Origin of the sequence: Sphingomonas hengshuiensis, from assembly GCF_000935025.1 — a bacterium.
GTDB classification, from domain to species: domain Bacteria; phylum Pseudomonadota; class Alphaproteobacteria; order Sphingomonadales; family Sphingomonadaceae; genus Sphingomonas; species Sphingomonas hengshuiensis.
Window position 1 is genome coordinate 3,938,673 of record NZ_CP010836.1, and the last position, 20,391, is coordinate 3,959,063.

Here is a 20,391-nt window from a genome sequence, read left to right on the forward strand (position 1 = left end):
CATCCCTGATCGCAGGATTGCGGAAAGATATGGCAGAATTGCGGGACAAGCCGCGCCGACAACGTTAGCAGCCTCGACAGTCCATCCACCCGCACCTATCGCCGCCACACACATATGAGGGGTTCCCACCACATGCAGACCGCCAGCCATGTCCTAGATCGCGTCCTAGTGCTCGAAATGGTGCGCGTCACCGAAGCCGCGGCGATCGCCGCATCGACTTTGGTCGGGCGCGGCGACGAGAAGGCGGCGGACCATGTCGCGGTCGAGGCGATGCGCGAGGCGCTCAACCAGCTCTATATGGACGGCACCGTCGTCATCGGCGAAGGCGAGCGCGACGAGGCGCCGATGCTGTTCATCGGCGAAAAGGTAGGGTCGGCGATCGGCAAGGGACCGAAGATCGACATCGCGCTCGATCCGCTGGAAGGCACCACGATCACCGCCAAGGCCGGGCCGAACGCACTGGCCGTGCTGGCAGTCGCCGAGCAGGGCGGGCTGCTCAACGCCCCCGACGTGTATATGGACAAGATTGCGGTCGGCCCCGGCTATCCCGACGGCGTGATCGACCTGGCGAAGTCGCCGACCGAGAACATCAAGGCAGTCGCTGCGGCCAAGGGCGTGGCGCCCAACGAAATCATCGTGTGCGTGCTCGATCGTCCGCGCCACGAGGCGCTGATCGCCGAGCTGCGCGGGCTGGGCTGCGGCGTGATGCTGATCGGCGACGGCGACGTGGCGGGCGTGATCGCGACCACCGATCCCTCGACTACGATCGACGTCTATATGGGCTCGGGCGGCGCGCCCGAGGGCGTGCTGGCCTGCGCGGCGCTGCGCTGCGTCGGCGGGCAGTTCAAGGGGCGGCTGCTGTTCCGCAACGACGACGAACGCGCGCGTGCCCGCAAATGGGGCATCGAGGATCTCGACAAAATCTATGACCTCACCGAACTGGCCAAGGGCGACTGCATCTTCGCCGCGACCGGCGTGACCGACGGATCGCTGCTCGAAGGCGTCAAGCGCGTCGGCGGCAAGATGACCACCGAGAGCGTCGTGATGCGCGCCAGCTCGGGCACCGTCCGCTGGGTGAAGGGCGAGCACCGCATTTGATGCTGCTGCCGGCGCTGCTGCTTGCGGCAGCGCTGGCCGCCTGTATGCGCTTCGTCCGCAATGACGTGCGGTCGTTCGCGCGGTTCAAGGCGGCGGGCGACACCGGGGCGCGGCAGCGGAGCTTCCTCCGCTGGACCCGGCGCGCGGCGGTGACGTTCCTGGGGATGCCGCTGCTCGGACTTGCGCTGCTCGGGAGGCTGGACGCGATCCTCGCCTTTCCACCGGAATTCGCGCCTGCCATGGCGGCGGTTCCCGCGATGCCGTCGCTGTCGGCGGGGTACGCCGCCGGGGTCCTGGCCGCCGTGGCGGTCGGCGGGATCGTCGGCGGGCTCCTGGCGGCGCGGCGCAGGCCGGGACGCCCGAAGCGCCTCGACATCGATGCGATGGTCCCGCGCAACCGGGCGGAGGCGCTGCGCGTCGCGCTGCTCGGCGCCAATGCTGCGGTTTCGGAGGAGCTGTTCTTCCGCCTCTATCTCCCGCTGCTGGCCGCGCTGGTCGGCGCGGCGCCGTGGCTGGCGTTCCTGCTCTCGACGCTGCTCTTCGGGGCGATGCACCGGTATCAGGGCGCGCTGGGGGTGGTGTTGACGACGTTGCTCGGCGCGCTGTTCGCCTTTGCCGCGCTGGCCAGCGGGGGGCTGGCGGTGCCGATCCTGCTGCACCTGCTGGTCAACCTGAACGGGCTGATCCTGCGCCCCGCCGTCAAGGTGCTCGCCCGGCGCCGCGCCGATTGACAGCGGCGCGCGCGCCCCGTCTATTTCGCGCAACGCGAAAGGGACGTCATATGCGCAGCTTGCTCCTCCTCCTGGCATCGGTCGCCATAGCAGCACCGCTGGCATCGGCCCCGGCGCGGCAGGCGGCACCCGCCGCGCAGGCCGAGGGCGCAGCGTTCGTCGTCGAGGAAGCGATGATCCCGATGCGCGACGGCGTGAAGCTCCACACCGTCATCCTGCGCCCCGCCAACCAGACCGGCCCGCTGCCCATCCTGCTGGGCCGCACCCCCTATGGCGCCAGCAACCGCGCGCCGCGCACCGTGCCCGCGCAATGGGCGGCGCTGGCCAAGGACGGCTATATCTTCGTGACGCAGGACATGCGTGGCCGCTTCGGCTCCGAAGGCAGCACGTTCACGCTTTCGACCGAGGTCAAGAAGGGCAAGGGCGCCGTCGACGAATCGACCGATGCCTATGACAGCGTCGACTGGCTGGTGAAGAATGTGAAGCCCAACAACGGCAAGGTCGGGATGTGGGGGGTATCCTATCCCGGCTTCGCCGCCGCGATCGCGCTCGCCAATCCGCACCCCGCGCTGAAAGCCGTCAGCCCGCAGGCGGCGTGGATCGATTATTGGATCAACGACGATCTCCACCGCTATGGCGCAATGCGGCTGACCTATGCCACCGACTGGGTTTCCAGCCTTCAGATGAGCAAGGATAACTGGGAGTTCCCGTACGACCGGTTCGATACCTATCAATGGTTTCTGGAGGCCGGGTCGCCCGCCGATATCGAGGCCAAGTACTTCAAGGGCGGGTCGCCGCGCTATCAGGAGATGATCGATCATCCCGATTATGACGACCACTGGAAGAAGCAGCGCTGGTCCGACAGCCTGAAGCGCACCACCGTCCCGACGCTCAACGTCGCGGGCTATTGGGACCAGGAGGACCCATGGGGGAGCTGGCAGATCTTCTTCAAGCAGAAGCAGGACGATCCCAAGAACCTGTCGCTGATGGTCGCCGGTCCCTGGGCGCACGGCACCTGGCGCTCACCGGGCAATGCGCTGGGCCGCATCCCGTTCGGCGTGGACAGCGGGACGCAGTTCATGGCGCAGGTGGAGGCGCCCTTCTTCGCCTATTGGCTCCACGGCAAGGGGACCAAGCCCGATTACGCGATGAAGAGCTTCCAGAGCGGATCGTGGCAGTGGAAGACCTATGCCCAATATCCGCTGGCCGCCGCCAAGCCGACCGGGCTGTACCTCCACGCCAATGGCAGCCTGAGCTTCGAGGCGCCCGCCGCGGGCGAGCAGTGCCGCGACTATGTCAGCGATCCGGCGCGCCCGGTGCCGTTCCGCCCGCATCCGATGTCGGCGACCTATGCCACCCCCGACTGGCGCTGGTGGGAGGCGGAGGACCAGCGCTTCGTCGACGACCGGCCCGATGTGCTCAGCTATGTCAGCGCGCCGCTGACCGAGGATCTGACGATCACCGGCAATGTCGCGGCGAAACTGATGGCGTCGACCAGCGGCACCGACAGCGATTTCGTGGTCAAGCTGATCGACGTATTCCCGGAGGATTACGAGACCCCGAAGCGCGAGCTGGGCGGCTATGCCAAATCGCTCAACGGCTATGAGCTGCCGATCGCAATGGAGGTCCGGCGGGGGCGCTATCTGAAGAGCTTCGAGACGGCGACGCCGCTGGTGCCCGGCCAGGTGATCGCATGGGACGTGCCGCTGCGCGACCATGACCATGTGTTCAAGAAAGGGCACCGGCTGATGGTGCAGGTCCAGTCGAGCTGGTTCCCGGTGATCGACCGCAACCCGCAGCAATTCGTCCCCAATATCTACAAGGCCAAGCCGTCGGACTATGTGAAGGCGACGCAGAAAGTGTGCAGCGGGTCGGTGGTGACGCTGCCGGTGGTGCGCTGACCGGGCGACCCCGAAGTTTAGGAAGTTTAGGGTCCTCGCGGCTACCGGCGGTGTCCGGGCAAGAGGCGCGTCAGGCGCATACCGCCGGACGCGAGGGGGCCGACGCCTTGTAGGTCAGGATGAACTCGCAGTGCCCGAGCGCCTCCGACTTGGTCTGCGCGCCCTGCGCCACCGCCACGATGCGGTCGACGATCTCGGCGCCGACCTCGTCGAGGGTCCCGCGGCCTTCGAGGATGCGGCCCGCATCGACATCCATGTCGCCCACCATCCTTCGGTAAGTATCTGGATTTGCACTGATTTTTATCACCGGCGAGATCGCCGACCCGACCACCGAGCCGCGCCCGGTGACGAACAGGTTGACATGCGCACCGCTGGCGATCAGCTCGCCGATCTCGGCATTGTCGACGATATTGGGGAAGCCGAACTTCGGATCGCCCGGCGGCACCACGTCGAGCAGGTAGAGGCCGGGGCCGGGCACCGGCTCGGCGGGATCGATCACGCCGTCGATCGGGCGGCTGCCCGATTTGGCATAGGCGCCCGCGGATTTTTCCTCCTGGCTCGACAGCCCGCCCTCGGCATTGCCCGGCGCGAAGCTGCCATAGCCCATCGCGCGATAATAGACCTCGGCCTTGTGGACCGAGGCGATCAGCGCTTGGGCGACCTCGGGAGTCGCGGCGCGGCTGGCCATATGGCCCTCGCAGCCGATCATCTCGCCGGTTTCCTCGAACACGCAGGCTGCGCCCGCATCGATCAGCGTGTCGAACGCGCGGCCCACCGCCGGATTGCCGGTGATCCCGCTGGTCCCGTCGGACCCGCCGCAGATCGTGCCGATCACGAGTTCGGACAGCGCCATCGGCACGCGCGTCGCGCGCGCATCGGCGTCGGCGCGGACACGCTCGACTGCGGCGATCCCCACTGCGATCGCCGGCCCGGTGCCGCCCGCGTGCTGAATCACCACGGTCTCGACCGGGCGCTGGTGCGCGCGGGCATTGGCGGCCAGCGCCTCGCGGTTGAAACTCTCGCACCCCAGCGACATCAGCACGACGCCGCCGACATTGGGATGCGTGGTGAGCGCCTTCATCATCGCCAGCGCATAGTCATTGGGATAGCAGCCGGGAAAGCCGATCAGCTGGACGCGCGGATCGTCGATCTTGTCGACGATGCGCCGCGCGACATGATGCGCGCATTCGACCAGATAGACGACGACGATGGCATCGCGAATGCCCTTGCGCCCGTCGCTGCGCAGCCAGCCCGTCATTGCCGCGTGGTTCATGAATGGTCTCCTGCCGCGTCACGCAGGTGCGCGGGGATATAGTCGCTTTGCATATTGTGGATATGCACCCAGCCACCCGCCGGCACCGCCGCGGTCGCCGATCCGATCGGCATGCCATATTTGATGATCTTGTCGCCCGCTTCCAGGTGCGAAAGAGAAATCTTATGCCCGAGAGCGACAGGCTCGGTGATCGGAAGCGCCATGCCTTCGACCCGGATGGTTTCGCCGGGCACCAGATCGCGGCACGCGACCGCGACATTGTCGCTAGGCGAGATGCGGATCGCAGCGGCGGTCATCGCGGCGGCGCCGGCAGGGGTGCGTCGGCGCGGACGAGGCCGGTGCTGCGGAGTTCTTCCCAGAAGGCGAGCGGGATCGCCTCGCGATACAGGTCGACGGTCTGCGCCACGCGCGCGGCGCTGCCGATGCCGGGGATGACGCTCGCGACCAGCGGATGCGCGAGGACGAAGGCGAGCGCGGCGGCGGGGAGGCGGACCTTGTGCCGATCGGCCACCGCCTCGATCGCGCGGACGCGGGCCAGCACGGGTTCGGGCGCCGGGCCGTAATCATAATGGATCGTGTCTGCGCGCCGCGTGCCGGTGGCGAGGATGCCGCTGTTATACGGGCCGCCGATCACGATCGACGTGCCCGCCGCTGCGCAGGCCGGGAACAGCGCATCCAGCGCATCCTGTTCGAGCAGCGTATAGCGCCCGGCGAGCAGGATCGCGTCGAGCCGCGCTTCCTGCATCACCTCCAGGCACACCGCGATCTCGTTCACGCCGATACCGAAGCCCGCGATGCTGCCCTCGTCGCGCAGCCGCGCAAGCGCTTTCAGCCCGCCGCCGGTGGTGAGCTGCTGCCAATAGCCGTCCGCCGCCTCGCCATGCACGTACCCGCCGATGTCATGGACATAGAGCAAGTCGATCTTCGCCACCCCGAGCCGCTGGAGGCTGTGCTCGTGGCTGCGCAGGATGCCGTCATGGCTATAGTCGTAGCGCATCCGGAACGGCATCGGCGAGCGGAAGCCGTCGCGTTCGGAATCGTCAGTGACGGAGGGATCGGGGTCCATCAGCCGCCCGACCTTGGTGGAGATCACGGCATCGGGCTGAAGCCGCAGCGCGTCGCCGACGCGGCGTTCGGACAGCCCGCGCCCGTAATGCGGCGCGGTGTCGACATAGCGCAGTCCCGCGGCCAGCGCCGCATCGATCGCCGCGCGCGCGTCCGCGTCCGACACGGGATGATAGAGGTTGCCGAGCGACGCCGCGCCGAAGCCTAGTTCGGGAACGGTGAGGCCGGTGCGGCCGATCGGACGATGGGGAATGACGGTCACAGGTCGAGGTCCAATCGATAGAGGCGGTTGGCGTTACGCCCCCAAAGCGCGGCGCGTTCGTCGTCGGACAGCCCGGTGAGCAGCGCCTCATAGGCCGTAAGCGTCACGTCGAGCGGCGCGAACAGCCGGTCGGTGGGGAAGTTGCTGGCGATCATCACGCGGCGGGTGCCGAAGCGGTCGATCACTTCGTCGACGATCGGCGCAAAGGCGGCGACGTCGAACGGGGCATGGACGAAGCCCGCGCCCGAGAGCTTGATCGACACCTGCGGCATCGCCGCCAGCGCAGCGAGCCCGGCGCGCCACTGCTCCAGCCCGTCCGCCGGGATCGGCAGGCCGAGATGGTTGACGATCACCGGTACGTCGGGGTGCAGCGCGGCGGCCTCCGCCAGCCCGGCGAGCTGCGGCGGGAAGCCGTGAAAATCGTAGCGGAGGCCATGCCGCGCGAGCAGCCCGAAGCCGCGCCGCCACGCCGGATCGACCGTGAGATCGCGCGGGTAGGCCTGGCGGCTGGCATCGGGATGCCAGTTGACCAGATGGCGGACGCCGCGCACCCGAGGCCGCGCCGCCTGGCGTTCGAGCAGCCCCTCGACATCGGGCGCGTCGAGTTCGACGCGGGCGACGATCGCGGTCGGCAGGCCCGTGGCATCGGCGACGTCGTTCAGCCAGTCGGTCTCGCGCTCGCCATCGTCCGGGTGGGCGCCGGCATCGACATGCACGGCGCCCACCAGATTCCACTCGGCCGCCGCCGCGCGGTGATCCGCCACGGTGTAGGTGCCGGCGATCGACGCCTTGTCGGGCTCGTCGAGCCAGGGATAGCGCAGCCGATCCCGGTCCCACAGGTGCAGATGCGCGTCGACGAACGGAGGCCGCGCCATGTCAGCCGCGCGGTGCCCAGGCGATAAATTCCTGGCGCTGCTCGCCCAGTTTCTCGATGCCCAGGGTCACGACGTCGCCGGGCTTGAGATACCAGGGTTCGGGCTTTTGCCCCAGCCCGACGCCCGGCGGGGTGCCGGTGGTGATGATGTCGCCGGGCTCCAGCGTCATGAACTGCGAGCAATAGGCAATGATCTCGGCGACCGGGAAGATCATCGTCCGGGTGCTGCCGTCCTGCAGCCGCTTGCCATTGACGTCGAGCCACATCGACAGGTTCTGCGGATCGCCCACTTCGTCGGCGGTGACCAGCCAGGGGCCGACGGGTCCGAAGGTCGGGAAGCCCTTGCCCTTGTCCCAGGTCGCGCCGCGCTCGGCCTGCCAATGGCGCTCTGACACGTCGTTGATGACGCAATAGCCGGCGACATGCGCGAGCGCGTCCGCCGCCTCGACATATTCGGCGCGGGTGCCGATGACGACGCCCAGCTCGACTTCCCAGTCGGTCTTCTTCGAATCGCGCGGGATCACCACGGGGTCGTTGGGCCCTTGCAGGCAGCTCACCCATTTGTTGAACACCACCGGCTCTTCGGGGATCGGCAGGTTCGATTCGGCGGCGTGATCGGCATAGTTGAGCCCGATCGCGATGAACTTGCGCGTGCCCGCCACCGGCACGCCGTAGCGCGGCGCGTCCTCGACCAGCGGCAGGCTGGCCGCGTCGATCGCCGCGAGCGTTGCCAGCGCATCGGGGGCCAGCGCATCGGGCGAGAGATCGGTATGGCCAGCGAGCGACCGCAGCCGGCCCTCGGCATCGATCAGGCCGGGCTGTTCGTGCCCGGGGGCGCCATAGCGGCAGAGTTTCATCGCATATCCTTCGTAGCGGCCAGAATGGAACGGTCGATCTTCGGCGCGGCAACAACGCCGGCCAGCGCCAGTGCGACGCGCATTTTAGGGTCGACCCGAGCGCCGCGCGACGCCCAATAGTCATCGCATATGTGATAACTTGATATCATCGATCGTCAAGGACGCCGTCGCGGGGGCGGCGGCTTGCCAGCATCGGACCGATGTCGCTACCCATGTCGATTCAGTGCAAGGTGAAAGACTCCGATGGCCCAGCGGGACGAGACGACGACGCAACGCAAGGGCAGCTACAGCGCCCCCGCGCTCGACAAGGCGTTCCTGATCATCGAGCTGCTCGCGAACAATCCCCAGGGGCTGCTCGCCAGCGAAATGGCCACCGCGCTCGGGCGGTCGCTCGGCGAATTGTTCCGCATCGTCGTGGTGATGGAAGAGGCGGGTTATCTCCAGAAATCGCGAGTCACCGATCGCTACACGGTGACGTATAAATTCCTCGACGTCGCCTATCGCGCCACCCCGGCGCGCAAGCTGGTGGTGACGGCGCAGCCCGAGATGCAGGCACTGGCGGCGGCGATCGGCCAGTCGTGCCATCTGGTCGTGCTCCAGGGCGGCGAAGGGCTGATCATCGCGCGCGAGGAAAATCCGGGGGTGCGCGGTTTTGCGCTGCGCGTGGGGGCGTCGATCGACCTGGTGCGCAGCTGTTCGGGGAGCATCCTCCTCGCCTTCTCGTCGGAGGAAGTCGCCGAGCGGTTGCTGGCGCGCGCGGCGGCGCTGCGCAAGGAGCCGGTCGGCCATGGCGCGCTCTCGACGCGGCTGCAAAAGGTCCGGGCCGACGGCTATGTGCTGCGCGAGAGCGCCGTCACGCGCGGCGTGACCGATATCAGCTGCCCGATCTTTGGCTTCGACGGCGAATTGCTCGCCGCGCTCACCGTGCCGTTCATGGACCTGATCGACGGGTCGCAGCTCGTGTCGATCGAAGACGCCTGTGTCGAACTGCGCGCGACCGCACAGCGCATCTCCGTCGCGCTCGGCTGGCAGCCCCCGGGCGCGCAGGCGGACTGACGCGGCCGCCCGCCCCTCAGCTTTTCAGCCGATACCCCGTCCGGAAGATCGCGACGATCAGCCCCAGGCACAGCGCCAGGAACACGCCGGTGAACCCCAGGCTCCACGCGATGTCGACATCGCCCTTGCCGAAGAACGCCCAGCGGAAACCGCTGATCAGGTATACGACCGGGTTGAACAGGCTGACGGTGCGCCACGGCTGGGGCAGCATGTCGATCGAGTAGAAGGCGCCGCCGAGAAAGGTCAGCGGCGTCACCAGCAGCGCCGGCACGATGTTGAGCTGTTCGAACCCCTTTGCCCAGATGCCGATGATGAAGCCGAACATGCTGAACGTCACCGAGGTGAGCACCAGAAAGGCGAGCATCGCCGCCGGATGATCGATTCGCAGCGGCACGAACAGCGCCGACGTCGCGAGGATGATCAGCCCGATCACGATCGACTTGGTCGCCGCCGCGCCGACATAGCCGACCACCAGTTCCAGCGCCGAGATCGGGGCCGAAAGCAGTTCGAAGATCGTGCCGGTGAATTTGGGGAAATAGATGCCGATCGACGCATTGGCGATGCTCTGCGTCAGCAGCGAGAGCATGATCAGCCCGGGGACCAGGAAGCTGCCATAATTGACGCTGCCGATCGAATCGATCCGGCTGCCGATCGCGCCGCCGAACACGATGAAATAGAGCGACGTGGTGATGACCGGGGTGACGATGCTCTGCCACAAGGTGCGCAGCGTGCGCGCCATTTCGAAGCGGTAGATCGCCCAGATGCCATGGAAATTGATGCCGGTCATGCCGCTGCCTCCGCGCTGGCCGGTTCCTTGCGCTCGACAAGGTCGACGAAAATATCCTCGAGGCTCGATTTCGACGTGTCGAGATCGGTGAACCCGATGCCGTGATCGGCCAGCGCGCGGAGCAGCGAGGGGATGCCGGTGCGCTCCGCCTGCGCGTCGAAACTGTAGCGCAGCTTATGCCCCTCATCCTCGAGGCTGAGCTGCCATTCGGCCAGCGCGGGGGGAATCGCCGCCATCGGCTCGACCAGCGATATGTCCATCTGGCGCTTGCCCAGCTTCTGCATCAGCGCGGCCTTGTCCTCGACCAGCAGCAGCCGCCCCTTGTCGATCACGCCGACACGGTCGGCCATCTCCTCGGCTTCCTCGATATAATGCGTCGTCAGGATGATCGTGACGCCGCGTTCGCGCAGCGTGCCGATCAGCCGCCACATGTCGCGCCGCAGCGACACGTCGACGCCCGCCGTGGGCTCGTCGAGGAACAGGATGTCGGGTTCGTGGGACAGCGCCTTGGCGATCATCACGCGGCGCTTCATGCCGCCCGACAGCTCCATGATCTTGGCATCGCGCTTGTCCCACAGCGACAGATCCTTGAGGAGCTGATCGAGATGCGGCTGGTTGGGCGCGCGCCCGAACAGCCCGCGCGAGAAGCGCAGCGTCGAGGCGACCGAGGAGAACATGTCGACGGCAATCTCCTGCGGCACCAGCCCGATCCGCGAGCGCGCCTCGCGGGGCGCGCGGATCGCGTCATGGCCGTCGACCAGGATCGTCCCCGAACTGGGGGTGACGATGCCGCAAACGATGCTGATCAGCGTCGTCTTGCCCGCGCCATTGGGGCCGAGCAGCGCGAAAATCTCGCCGCGACGAATGTCGAGGTCGACATGCGAGAGCGCGACATGGCCCGAGCCATAGGTCTTGCTCACGCCCGAAAGCGATAGAATAGAATGCATGGCCGGGGGGAATCCGTAAAAGGAACGTAGCCGTTACGTAAGGAGCCCCCGGTCGGCGGGCAACCCGCGCCCCGCGCAATTACGCAGGGTTATTTGCCCGCGCGGGCCAGCGCGACGGCGTCTGCCAGCCCCTGATAATCGCGTGCGCCGTACAGCAGCTTGCCGCCGATCACCCAGCTGGGGGTGCCGGTCATCGCCAGCTGCTCGCCGAGCTTGTGGTTGGCGACGATCTCGCCCTCCACCGCGCGCGACCCAACCGCCTTTTGCGCAAGCGTGGTATCGAGCCCGGCCTTGGCCGCAGCGGCAACGATCGCCTCGTTGCTCGGCGATCCCGCGGCGTAGAGCGCCTCGTGGAACGCGCGGAACTTGCCCTGTTCGGCGGCGGCGAGCGCCCAGCGCGCGGCGACGACGCTTTCGGGGCCGAGCACCGGATATTCGCGATAGACGATCCGCACGCCGGGGTCCTTCGCGATCAGTTCGGCAATGCCGGGCAGGCTGGCGCGGCAATAGCCACAGGCATAATCGAGGAACGCGACGACAGTGACGTCGCCCTTGGGGTTGCCGGCAAACGCGCCGGCATAGGGTTTCTCGACGGCGGCGCGGTGCTGGCCGACGCCCTTCTGCGCGTCCGCCTGCGCCTTTTGCGCCCGCTCGTTCTCGCGCGCCTGAAGCCGCTCCATCGCCTCGGGAAGCACTTCGGGATGCTCGAGCAGATAGGCGCGGATCGTCTCGCCGGGGAGCGCGGGGCTGCGCTGCGCCAGCAGCTGCGTCGCCGCGAACAGCGCGGCACCGAGCAGCGCCGCGAGGAGGAGCGCCACGCCGAGCGCGAGGCGGCTTTGTGCGAGCCGATCGATCATTGCAGTCTCCGCCGCTTCTTCTTGTCGTTTTCCATCGCGGTTTGCGACACCATCATGATGTCCTGCGCGCGTATCCAGTCGACCGAGCCCTGCGGCAGCGCCGCCATCGCCGCGCGCGCGCTGAACAGAGCGGTGCGCGCGTCGCCCGTCAGGTCCGCGCGCTCGGCGGTGGCCAGCGCGGTGCGCGGCTCATCGCCCTTGCGCTCATAGACGGTGCCGAGCTGATACCAGGCAAAGGGGTTCTCGCGATCGCGCGCCACCGCCTGGCGCAGCACCTTTTCGGCTTCGGGCAGGTTGGCGGGATCGTCGGTCGCGAGCAGCGCATGGCCGAAGGTCGCGGCGATCAGCGGCTGATACCCCGTCTCCTCGGTCGCCTGGCGCAGCGGCGCCAGCGCGTCGGCGGGGCGCCCCGATTCGAGCAGGATCTGCCCCTCCAGCTCGAGGAAATAGGGGTCGGCGGGGGCGAGCTTGACCAGCGCCTCGGTCTCGGCACGCGCCTGATCGGGATAGCCCGATTTGTGATAGGCATAGGCACGGGCATAATGGGCAGGGGCCGACTGGTCGCTCTTGGGATAGAGCCGCAACGTCGTCTGCGGATCGTTGACATAGCCGCGCAGCTTGGCCTGGACGCGCTTGAAACGGCGTTCGAGATCGGCGTTGAGCGGCGTGTTCCACCCCGGCGCGGCCTGGAGATCGGCCTTGAGCGTCTCGACACGGTCGGCGGACATCGGGTGGGTCTGCGCGAACGGATCGACTTCGGGATCGGTGCTGTAAAAGCCATAGCGATGCTGAAGCGCGGTCAGCTTGTTGAAGAAGGACAGCATCCCCTTGCCGGTTATCCCGGCCTTGGTCAGATATTGCGCGCCCGCGGCGTCAGCGGAGCTTTCCTGGACGCGGCTGAACGCCAGATATTTGCCGATCGCGGCGCGCTGGCCCATCATCAGCAGCCCGGTGCCCGCTTCGGGCGACCCCGCCGCCATCGCGGCGGCGCCGAGCAACAGGCTGAGGATCGAGATGTTGGTATAGCCGCCGTCATTCTGCATGACCGCATGGCCGCCGACGATATGGCCGATTTCGTGCGCGATCACGCCCTGGACTTCGTTCGCGGTGTCCGCGGCGTCGATCAGCCCGGAATGGATATAGACGATCTGCCCGCCCGCGACGAAGGCGTTGATCGAGCCATCCTGGATCAGCACGACCCGCGCATTGGCGGGGGACAGCCCGGCGGCGGTGAACAGCGGCCGGGCCATGTCCATCAGCAGCGCCTCGGTCTCGGCATCGCGCAGCACCGACTGGGCGGCGGCGGGGCGCACGGCGAGGCTGGTCAGGCAGAGCAGCGCCAGCAGCGTGGCAAGGCGCCTGAAGGCCACGATCATCGTCCGAACTCCCTGTGCGGCACCCGCCCTCGCGCCTGCGCCCTGAACATGGGGTGAAGCGCGACCGCAGGAAAGGGGCGGCAACGGCGCCGCCCCTTTCCCACAGGCATTATGCGCCGAACGTCCGCTGCCACCAGCCGCGGCGCGGCGACCCACCCTCCGCCGAACCGGCGGAATCGGCGTCGTTCGCCTCGGCAGGAGTCAGGTCCTGCGCAACAGTCTCGGCCTGGGGCGAGGTAGTGGCGGAAGCAGCGGCCGGTGCTTCCGCCACCGCTTCTGCCACCGGATCCGCGCCGCCATCGGCAACCGCGTCGGCAGCGGCCGCCTTGCGACGCGGGGCGCGGCGCTTGGGCGCGGGCGCGGGGTCGGGCGCGGGCTCGGGCGCGGCTTCGACGACCGGGGCTTCGGCCTCGACCTTCTTCTTGCGCGTGCGCTTCGGCTTGACCGCAGGCTCGGCGACCGGCTCGGGCGCGGGCTCGGCTTCTACCGGGGCGGCTTCGACCGGAGCAGCTTCGGGCTCGGCGACCGGCGCGTCGGCATCGGCCTTTTTGCGGCGCGCGCGCTTCGGCTTGGGCGCAGGCTCGACTGCGACCTCTGCGGCCTCGACCTCGGGGGCCTCGACTTCGACCGGCTCGCCAACCTCGGCTTCGGGTGCGGCGTCGTCTTCGCTCGCCTCATCCGATCCGGTGTCGGCGCTGCTGCCGTCCTCGTTCAGGCCCGAAGCGCGACGTCCGCCACGGCGACCGCGACGGCGGCGCTTGCGCCCGCCTTCGGCCTCGCTTGCTTCGGCTCGCTCGACGACCGTCGCTTCGGTCTCGGCCACCTCAGCCTCGACCGACTCGCCGTCCTCGGGCTCGTCGCCCTCGGCATCGCCCTCGACGCGCTCGCCGCCTTCGCCGGCCTCGCCCTCACGGCGACGCCCGCGACCGCGACGGCGGCGACGACGCTTGCCGCGGCCCTCATCCTCGCCTTCGTCGCGGCGCTCGCGCGGCGGACGCGCGGCACGCGGCGCTTCGGCTTCCGCCTCGGTCTCGGCCTCTTCGACTTCCTCTTCCTCCTCGTCGATCTCCTCGACGAAATCCTCCTCGGGCTCCTCGATCAGGCGCTCGATCCGCGGGGCGTGCGTCGGCGGCGGGCCGGCGGCCTCGACCGACATGCGCGCGCCCTCCAGCTCGCCGTCCGACGCGACTTCGATCATGACGCCGTAGCGGTCCTCGATCTCGGCCAGCTCGGCGCGCTTGCGGTTGAGGACGTAGAGCGCAGCCTCCTGGCTGGCGCGGAGCAGCAGCTGCGAGCCGCGACCGCGCGCGGCCTCGTCCTCGATCATGCGCAGCGCCGACAGCCCCGCCGACGATGCGGTGCGGACAAGCCCGGTGCCTTCGCAATGCGGGCACTGGCGCGTCGAAGCCTCGAGCACGCCGGTACGCAGCCGCTGGCGGCTCATCTCCATCAGCCCGAAGGCAGAGATGCGGCCAACCTGGATGCGCGCGCGATCGTTCTTGAGCGCCTCCTTCATCGCCTTCTCGACCTTACGGACGTTCGATCCGTGGTCCATGTCGATAAAGTCGATGACGACGAGGCCCGCCATGTCGCGCAGCCGCAACTGGCGCGCGATTTCCTGCGCGGCCTCGAGATTGGTCTGAGTCGCGGTCTGCTCGATCGAATGCTCGCGGGTCGAGCGGCCCGAGTTGATGTCGATCGAGACCAAAGCCTCGGTCGGGTTGATCACCAGATAGCCGCCCGATTTGAGCTGCACCACCGGATGGTACATCGCCGACAGCTGTTCCTCGACGCCCGCGCGCTGGAACAGCGGCACGGCATCGGCATATTGCTTCACCTTGCGGGCATGGCTGGGCATCAGGAGCCGCATGAACTCCTTGGCCTGGCGATAGCCGTCCTCGCCCTCGACGATCACTTCGTCGATATCCTTGTTATAGATGTCGCGGATCGCGCGCTTCATCAGGTCGCTGTCGCCATAGACCAGCGCCGGCGCCGACGACTGGAGCGTCGTCTCGCGGATGCCGTCCCACAGCCGGGCGAGATAGTCGAAGTCGCGCTTGATCTCGACCTTGGTGCGCTGGAGCCCCGCGGTGCGGACGATGCAGCCCATCGTCGGCGGCAGCTTCAGGTCGGCCATGATCGTCTTGAGCCGCTTGCGGTCGGCGGCCGAGCTGATCTTGCGGCTGATCCCGCCGCCATGCGCGGTGTTGGGCATGAGCACGCAGTAGCGACCGGCGAGCGACAAATAGGTGGTCAGCGCCGCACCCTTGTTGCCGCGCTCCTCCTTGACGACCTGGACCAGCAGCACCTGGCGGCGGCGGATCACGTCCTGGATCTTGTACCGGCGGCGCAGGTTCATGCGGCGCTGGCGCAGCGCCTCCGCCTCGTCGCCGTTGCCGCCGCGCTTGCCGCGACCGCGACCACGACCGCCTTCGGACGCGGGCTCTTCGCCTTCCTCGGCGTCGGCGTCGTGCTCGCCCTCGTCATCCTCGGGACGCTCGAGCACTTCGACGTCGTCGTCGCCGTCATGGTCGTGATCGTCGTCGTCGCCATCCTCGTCGCGCAGCGCCGCTTCCTGCGCGGCATGCTCGGCCTCTTCGGCGAGCAGCGCGTCGCGGTCTTCCTTCGGGATCTGGTAGTAATCGGGGTGGATTTCGGAAAAGGCGAGGAAGCCGTGGCGGTTGCCGCCATAATCGACGAACGCCGCCTGGAGCGACGGCTCTACGCGGGTAACCTTGGCCAGATAGATATTGCCCTTGAGCTGCTTGCGCTCGGCGGACTCGAAATCAAACTCCTCGATCCGGTTCCCTTTGACGACGGCCACGCGGGTTTCCTCCCGGTGGCGTGCGTCGATCAGCATACGCATGGTCATTTAATTTTCTCCGGGCGCGCCGGCCTTGTCCGTCAAGGAGCTGGGGCGCGAGCGCGCGATGTACAATGCGGCCAGGGCCGGCGACGCCGGCTGCGGTCCCGCAGGTTTCAAAAGATGCTGTTGTCGCATGCGCACGCCCGGACCTGCGGTCCGGAAGCTCCACCGCCGTCGCATGGCCGGCCAGCATGGCCTGGGCGCGTGGACGGTGGGGAAATTGCCTCATGCAAACGTCAACCTGAACTGTCGCGACGAAGAAGTCGCGGATACGGCTCCCATATTATGACGGGAGCATCGACTGCGTAGCACCCCCCGCGCGGCGCGGCAACTCCGCGGAAACATCGGCAACTATCGCCGGCTGCGGCAACAAGCTGCAGGCTTGCCGGCAAAAACATGCCGAACGGCGGGTTAACCGCGCTGCTTCACCCCCGCTTGAGACGCCGACCCTAGCACGGTCCGGTCAGGGTAATTTCGGTGTCGAGTATCGTTGCATGGATTTGGGCTGGACCCCCCTCCTCCCGAGGCGCCATATCGCCCGGGTGTTCTTCCTGCTCGCCTTTCTCGCCGGCTGGCTGGCCGGGGTGCCAAGCTGGGCAGGCGTCGTGCAGGACGTGCGCGTGCGCGGCGACCGCGTCGTCGTCCGGTTCGACGCGCCGGTCGCGCGCGCCAGCGCCTTCCTGCTCGGCGGGCCGCAGCGGATTGCAATCGACATTGCGGGCGCCGGGCCGGGCAGCAGCGCCAGCGCAGGCGGCGCCGTCGCGGCGATCCGCCAGGGTGCGCAGGGCGAAGGCGGCGCGCGGATCGTGTTCGACCTGGCGCGCCCCGCAATCGTCACCGAGGGCCGCTTCGGGGCCGATGGCCGTACGCTGACGCTCCAACTGCGCACTGTCGACGATGCGCGATTCGCGCGCGCCGCGGCCGAACGGCGAATGAGCTTCCTGCCGCCCTTCACCTATCTCCAGCCCGCCGGGCGCCACAGCTACAGCGTGTCGATGCCGCTGCCGGTCCGCGCCCCCGCCGCCGCGCTGCCGCATGTCTATGGCGAGGCCGACCGCCCGCTGGTGGTGATCGATCCCGGCCATGGCGGGCATGATCCCGGCGCGATCTCTCCGTCGGGCGGGCTGCGCGAAAAGGACCTGACGCTCAAGGTCGCGCTGGCGATCCGCGACGCGCTGCTCGCATCGGGGCGCGTCCGGGTGGCGCTGACGCGCGAGGACGACCGGTTCCTGGTGCTCCAGGATCGCTATGGGCTGGCGCGCAAGCTCCATGCCGACCTGTTCATCTCGGTCCATTGCGACAGCGCGGGCAGCAGCGGCGCGTCGGGCGCGACGGTCTATACCCTGTCCGAAGTCGCGTCGGACAAGGAAGCGGCGCGGCTGGCGGCGCGCGAGAACAAGGCCGATATCCTCTCCGGCGTCGACCTCGGCGCGGCGAGCCCCGACATCTCGTCGATCCTGATCGACCTGACCCAGCGCGAGACGATGAACCTGTCCGCGAGCTTCGCGCGGCTGCTGGGCCGAGAGGCGCAGCCGCTGATCCCGATCAAGGAGAATTACCACCGCATGGCGTCGCTGGTGGTGCTCAAGGCCCCCGACATGCCGTCGGTGCTGTTCGAGACGGGCTATCTCTCCAACGACCGCGACGCCGAGTTCCTTGCCTCCGACGAGGGCCGGCGACGCGTGGCGAAGAGCGTGCGCAACGCCGTCGAAGTCCATTTCGCTACTCGCATGGCATCCCGCTGAACCCATCGCACCCTCCCCGCTCCCGCTCATTATAGGGCGTTCGGCGCAAAGGTGGTTACGGAGGTGTTTTGATCGGCTGGCATCCGCGGCGAAAGTTGCTACACCGCGCGTCCGATGGCCGACGAGACAGCTTCCCGTGTCAACTTCCGGATAAAGCGCGAGATCGGCGGGCTTCGCGGCGCTTATGCGCGCGTCCGCCACCGCTGGTGGTTCCGTGTCCTGGCTGTATTGGCGTTGCTCGCCGGATTGCTGATGTTCCTGCTGTGGCTGTTCGTCGCGCGCAATTTGCCGTCGGTCGACACGCTGCGCTCTTATGAGCCGCCGCTGCCGACCAATGTCCGCTCCGCCGAGGGGCTTCCGATCCACAGCTATGCGCGCGAGCGCCGCGTCCAGCTGAGCTTCGCCGAATATCCCAAGCCGATGGTCGATGCGATCCTGTCGGCCGAGGACAAGACGTTCTTCAGCCATCACGGCGTCGATTTCCCGGGGCTGGTCCGCGCGGTGGTGCAGGGCATGATGAGCGGATCGACGCCGCGCGGCACCTCGACGATCACCCAGCAGGTCGCCAAGAACCTGCTGGTCGGCAGCGAGCAAAGCTATTTGCGCAAGGCCAAGGAAGCGATCCTGGCGTGGCGGATCGAGGATACGCTGACCAAGCCGCAGATCCTCGAACTGTACCTCAATTCGATCGAGCTGGGCCGCAATGCCGGCGGCGTCGAGGCGGCGAGCCAGGCCTATTTCGGCAAGGAGCTGGCGCAGCTCACGCTGCCGCAATTCGCCTATCTCGCGATCCTGCCCAAGGGGCCGGCGAACTACGCCCCCGAACGCTATACCGAGCGCGCGCTGGAGCGGCGCAACTGGGTGCTGGGGCAGATGCTGTCCAACGGCTTCATCACCCCCGCGCAACATGCCGCGGCCGTCGCCGCGCCGCTGGGCACCGTCCCGCGCCAGACGCCCAAGTTCGAGCGGGTCGGCGGCTATTTCATCGAGGAAGTCCGCCGCCAGTTGATGGACAAGTTCGGCGAGAAGGCCGATTCGGGGCCGTACAGCGTCTATTCGGGCGGGCTGTGGGTGCGCACCTCGCTCGACCCGAAGCTCCAGCAATATGCCCAGAAGGCGCTGCGCGACGGGCTGTTGCGCTTCGATCGCGGGCGCGGGTGGAACGGGCCGCTGAACCCCGAACCGCTGGACCTGTCCAATGGCTGGCTCCAGCCGTTTCTCAACACCAATATCGGCGTGGATTACGAGAATTGGCGCGCCGCCGTGGCGATCGCGAAAGAAGGCGATTCATGGCAGATCGGGTTTGACGACGGCGCGACGGGCACGCTCCCAAAATGGGCGGCGGCGATGCCGGTGCGCAACAAGGGCGGCCAGGCGTTCAACGCGATCCGCGCGGGCGACATATTGGTCGTGGCACCCGAAAGCGCGGGCGTGTTCGCGCTGCGCAGCGTGCCCAAGATTTCGGGCGGCATGGTCGTCGAGGACCCGCGCACCGGCCGCGTGCTGGCGATGCAGGGCGGGTTCGATTCGCGCATCCAGAGCTTCAACCGCGCGACCCAGGCGCTGCGCCAGCCGGGCTCGACGATCAAGCCGTTGGTCTATGCCGCGGCGATGGAACAGGGGATGACCCCGGCATCGATCGTCGTCGATGGCCCGTTCTGCGTGTGGCAGGGCGCGGGGCTGGGCGAGAAATGCTTCCGCAATTTCGGCAATTCGCGCGGCGCCGGGCCGCACACGCTGCGCTGGGGCATCGAACAGTCGCGCAACCTGATGACCGTGCAGACGGCGAACCAGGCGGGGATGGACCATGTCGTCGACCTGATCCAGCGCGTCGGCGTGTCGCGGCAGAAGCTGCCCCCCTATCTCAGCTATGCGCTGGGCGCGGGCGAGACGACCGTGCTGCGGATGGTCAATGCCTATTCGATCCTGGTCAACCAGGGCCGCGCGCTCAATCCGACGCTGATCGATTTCGTCCAGAACCGCCGCGGCGAGGTCATCCTGCCCGAGAATTGGCGCCCGTGCGACCATTGCAACGCCCCCGATTGGGACGGCGGCGCGATGCCGCGCCCGGCGACGCGTGCGCGCCAGGTGGTCGATCCGATGAGCGCCTACCAGATCGTGCATATCACCGAAGGCGTCATCCAGCGCGGCACCGCGACCGTGCTGCGCGACCTGAACCGCCCGCTGATGGGCAAGACCGGCACCACCACCGGCCCCACCGACGTATGGTTCGTCGGCGGCGCGCCGCAAATGCTCGCGGGGCTGTATCTCGGCTTCGACGCGCCGTCGAACCTGGGCGGCTATGCCCAGGGCGGGTCGATCGCCGCGCCGATCTTCAAGGAATTCGCGATTCCCGCGTTCGAGGGGATGGACAAGCTGGCCTTCACTGCCCCCGCCGGCATCCGCATGGCGCGGATCGACCGCGCGAGCGGCAAGCGCGTGTTCGGCGCCTGGCCGACCAGCGACCCGCTGTCGCCGGTGATCTGGGAAGCCTTCAAGCCCGAAAGCGAGCCGCGCCGCGGCCGCCGCGGGGACCAGGAAGCCGCCGAGGCCAAGGCCGCCGAGAAGAAGGCGGCGCCCAAGGCCGACCGCCAGAGCGACAGCGACTTCTTGCAACGCGAGGGCGGAATCTACTAGCCGCGCCGTTTCGTCCCTATCTACCCCGTTCGGGCCGCCTTTGTGGCCGACAACATTGT

Annotated in this window: 16 protein-coding genes; 6 read left to right on the forward strand and 10 right to left on the reverse strand. The window is 68.0% G+C overall.

Features of this window, described 5'->3' with window-relative positions:
* Positions 1 to 132: 132 nt before the first annotated feature.
* From glpX to TS85_RS17820, 3 genes are read left to right on the forward strand one after another with little or no spacing between them, the layout of a single operon-like run.
* Positions 133 to 1,098 carry a class II fructose-bisphosphatase gene (glpX, locus tag TS85_RS17810; protein WP_044334005.1) on the forward strand — a complete coding sequence of 322 codons (966 nt, stop codon included), beginning with the start codon at positions 133 to 135 and terminating at the stop codon, positions 1,096 to 1,098.
* Positions 1,098 to 1,829: a CPBP family intramembrane glutamic endopeptidase gene (locus TS85_RS24265; RefSeq protein WP_052507999.1), complete on the forward strand. Its 732-nt coding sequence runs from the start codon at positions 1,098 to 1,100 to the stop codon at positions 1,827 to 1,829. Before glpX ends, TS85_RS24265 begins: the two co-directional genes overlap by 1 nt.
* Positions 1,830 to 1,879: 50 nt before the next feature.
* Positions 1,880 to 3,730, forward strand: coding sequence for a CocE/NonD family hydrolase (locus TS85_RS17820; protein WP_044334007.1), 1,851 nt, complete (start codon positions 1,880 to 1,882; stop codon positions 3,728 to 3,730).
* A gap of 70 nt (positions 3,731 to 3,800) precedes the next feature.
* Here TS85_RS17820 and TS85_RS17825 read toward each other — a convergent pair whose 3' ends face one another.
* The 5 genes from TS85_RS17825 to TS85_RS17845 are packed head-to-tail and all read right to left on the reverse strand — an operon-like array spanning position 3,801 to position 8,061.
* Positions 3,801 to 5,003: a UxaA family hydrolase gene (locus TS85_RS17825; RefSeq protein ID WP_173426244.1), complete on the reverse strand. Its 1,203-nt coding sequence runs from the start codon at positions 5,001 to 5,003 to the stop codon at positions 3,801 to 3,803.
* A complete protein-coding gene (locus TS85_RS17830; protein WP_044334008.1) occupies positions 5,000 to 5,299 on the reverse strand; it encodes a UxaA family hydrolase in 300 nt (99 codons plus the stop codon). The genes TS85_RS17825 and TS85_RS17830 overlap by 4 nt, the downstream gene beginning before the upstream one ends.
* Entirely contained in the window at positions 5,296 to 6,330 is a 1,035-nt protein-coding gene (locus TS85_RS17835; RefSeq protein ID WP_044334010.1) for an aldo/keto reductase, read from the reverse strand. Before TS85_RS17835 ends, TS85_RS17830 begins: the two co-directional genes overlap by 4 nt.
* Entirely contained in the window at positions 6,327 to 7,205 is an 879-nt protein-coding gene (locus tag TS85_RS17840; protein WP_044334012.1) for an amidohydrolase family protein, read from the reverse strand. Before TS85_RS17840 ends, TS85_RS17835 begins: the two co-directional genes overlap by 4 nt.
* A gap of 1 nt (position 7,206) precedes the next feature.
* The gene (locus tag TS85_RS17845; RefSeq protein ID WP_044334014.1) at positions 7,207 to 8,061 is read right to left on the reverse strand and encodes a fumarylacetoacetate hydrolase family protein; all 855 of its coding nucleotides are present in this window, start codon (positions 8,059 to 8,061) and stop codon (positions 7,207 to 7,209) included.
* Between the two features lie 243 nt (positions 8,062 to 8,304).
* Here TS85_RS17845 and TS85_RS17850 point away from each other — a divergent pair, with 243 nt between their 5' ends.
* Positions 8,305 to 9,117 carry an IclR family transcriptional regulator gene (locus TS85_RS17850; RefSeq protein WP_044334016.1) on the forward strand — a complete coding sequence of 271 codons (813 nt, stop codon included), beginning with the start codon at positions 8,305 to 8,307 and terminating at the stop codon, positions 9,115 to 9,117.
* Positions 9,118 to 9,133: 16 nt separating this feature from the next.
* Here the strand turns inward: TS85_RS17850 and TS85_RS17855 are convergent, their stop codons facing one another.
* The 5 genes from TS85_RS17855 to TS85_RS17875 form a co-directional block, all read right to left on the reverse strand.
* Positions 9,134 to 9,904, reverse strand: coding sequence for an ABC transporter permease (locus tag TS85_RS17855; protein ID WP_044334017.1), 771 nt, complete (start codon positions 9,902 to 9,904; stop codon positions 9,134 to 9,136).
* The gene (locus tag TS85_RS17860; protein ID WP_044334018.1) at positions 9,901 to 10,851 is read right to left on the reverse strand and encodes an ABC transporter ATP-binding protein; all 951 of its coding nucleotides are present in this window, start codon (positions 10,849 to 10,851) and stop codon (positions 9,901 to 9,903) included. Before TS85_RS17860 ends, TS85_RS17855 begins: the two co-directional genes overlap by 4 nt.
* Before the next feature lie 89 nt (positions 10,852 to 10,940).
* Positions 10,941 to 11,708: a DsbA family protein gene (locus TS85_RS17865; protein WP_044334019.1), complete on the reverse strand. Its 768-nt coding sequence runs from the start codon at positions 11,706 to 11,708 to the stop codon at positions 10,941 to 10,943.
* Positions 11,705 to 13,084, reverse strand: coding sequence for a M48 family metalloprotease (locus TS85_RS17870; RefSeq protein WP_044334021.1), 1,380 nt, complete (start codon positions 13,082 to 13,084; stop codon positions 11,705 to 11,707). Before TS85_RS17870 ends, TS85_RS17865 begins: the two co-directional genes overlap by 4 nt.
* Before the next feature lie 109 nt (positions 13,085 to 13,193).
* Entirely contained in the window at positions 13,194 to 15,944 is a 2,751-nt protein-coding gene (locus TS85_RS17875) for an Rne/Rng family ribonuclease (RefSeq protein WP_044336566.1), read from the reverse strand.
* Positions 15,945 to 16,444: 500 nt separating this feature from the next.
* Here TS85_RS17875 and TS85_RS17880 point away from each other — a divergent pair, with 500 nt between their 5' ends.
* Both TS85_RS17880 and TS85_RS17885 read left to right on the forward strand, forming a co-directional pair.
* The gene (locus TS85_RS17880) at positions 16,445 to 17,695 is read left to right on the forward strand and encodes an N-acetylmuramoyl-L-alanine amidase family protein (RefSeq protein ID WP_044334022.1); all 1,251 of its coding nucleotides are present in this window, start codon (positions 16,445 to 16,447) and stop codon (positions 17,693 to 17,695) included.
* A gap of 114 nt (positions 17,696 to 17,809) precedes the next feature.
* Positions 17,810 to 20,332, forward strand: a complete 2,523-nt coding sequence (locus tag TS85_RS17885) for a penicillin-binding protein 1A (protein ID WP_044334024.1) — start codon at positions 17,810 to 17,812, stop codon at positions 20,330 to 20,332.
* Positions 20,333 to 20,391 lie beyond the last annotated feature (59 nt).

Bases quoted from the DNA above. Each gene is read 5' to 3' on its own strand.
- TS85_RS17820 (WP_044334007.1), top strand. From the start codon at position 1,880: ATGCGCAGCTTGCTCCTCCTCCTGGCATCGGTCGCCATAGCAGCACCG.
- TS85_RS17850 (WP_044334016.1), top strand. From the start codon at position 8,305: ATGGCCCAGCGGGACGAGACGACGACGCAACGCAAGGGCAGCTACAGC.
- TS85_RS17845 (WP_044334014.1), bottom strand. From the start codon at position 8,061: ATGAAACTCTGCCGCTATGGCGCCCCCGGGCACGAACAGCCCGGCCTG.
- TS85_RS17880 (WP_044334022.1), top strand. From the start codon at position 16,445: ATGGATTTGGGCTGGACCCCCCTCCTCCCGAGGCGCCATATCGCCCGG.
- TS85_RS17855 (WP_044334017.1), bottom strand. From the start codon at position 9,904: ATGACCGGCATCAATTTCCATGGCATCTGGGCGATCTACCGCTTCGAA.
- TS85_RS17885 (WP_044334024.1), top strand. From the start codon at position 17,810: ATGGCCGACGAGACAGCTTCCCGTGTCAACTTCCGGATAAAGCGCGAG.
- TS85_RS17825 (WP_173426244.1), bottom strand. From the start codon at position 5,003: ATGAACCACGCGGCAATGACGGGCTGGCTGCGCAGCGACGGGCGCAAG.
- glpX (WP_044334005.1), top strand. From the start codon at position 133: ATGCAGACCGCCAGCCATGTCCTAGATCGCGTCCTAGTGCTCGAAATG.
- TS85_RS17860 (WP_044334018.1), bottom strand. From the start codon at position 10,851: ATGCATTCTATTCTATCGCTTTCGGGCGTGAGCAAGACCTATGGCTCG.
- TS85_RS17840 (WP_044334012.1), bottom strand. From the start codon at position 7,205: ATGGCGCGGCCTCCGTTCGTCGACGCGCATCTGCACCTGTGGGACCGG.
- TS85_RS17865 (WP_044334019.1), bottom strand. From the start codon at position 11,708: ATGATCGATCGGCTCGCACAAAGCCGCCTCGCGCTCGGCGTGGCGCTC.
- TS85_RS17870 (WP_044334021.1), bottom strand. From the start codon at position 13,084: ATGATCGTGGCCTTCAGGCGCCTTGCCACGCTGCTGGCGCTGCTCTGC.
- TS85_RS24265 (WP_052507999.1), top strand. From the start codon at position 1,098: ATGCTGCTGCCGGCGCTGCTGCTTGCGGCAGCGCTGGCCGCCTGTATG.
- TS85_RS17875 (WP_044336566.1), bottom strand. From the start codon at position 15,944: ATGCTGATCGACGCACGCCACCGGGAGGAAACCCGCGTGGCCGTCGTC.
- TS85_RS17830 (WP_044334008.1), bottom strand. From the start codon at position 5,299: ATGACCGCCGCTGCGATCCGCATCTCGCCTAGCGACAATGTCGCGGTC.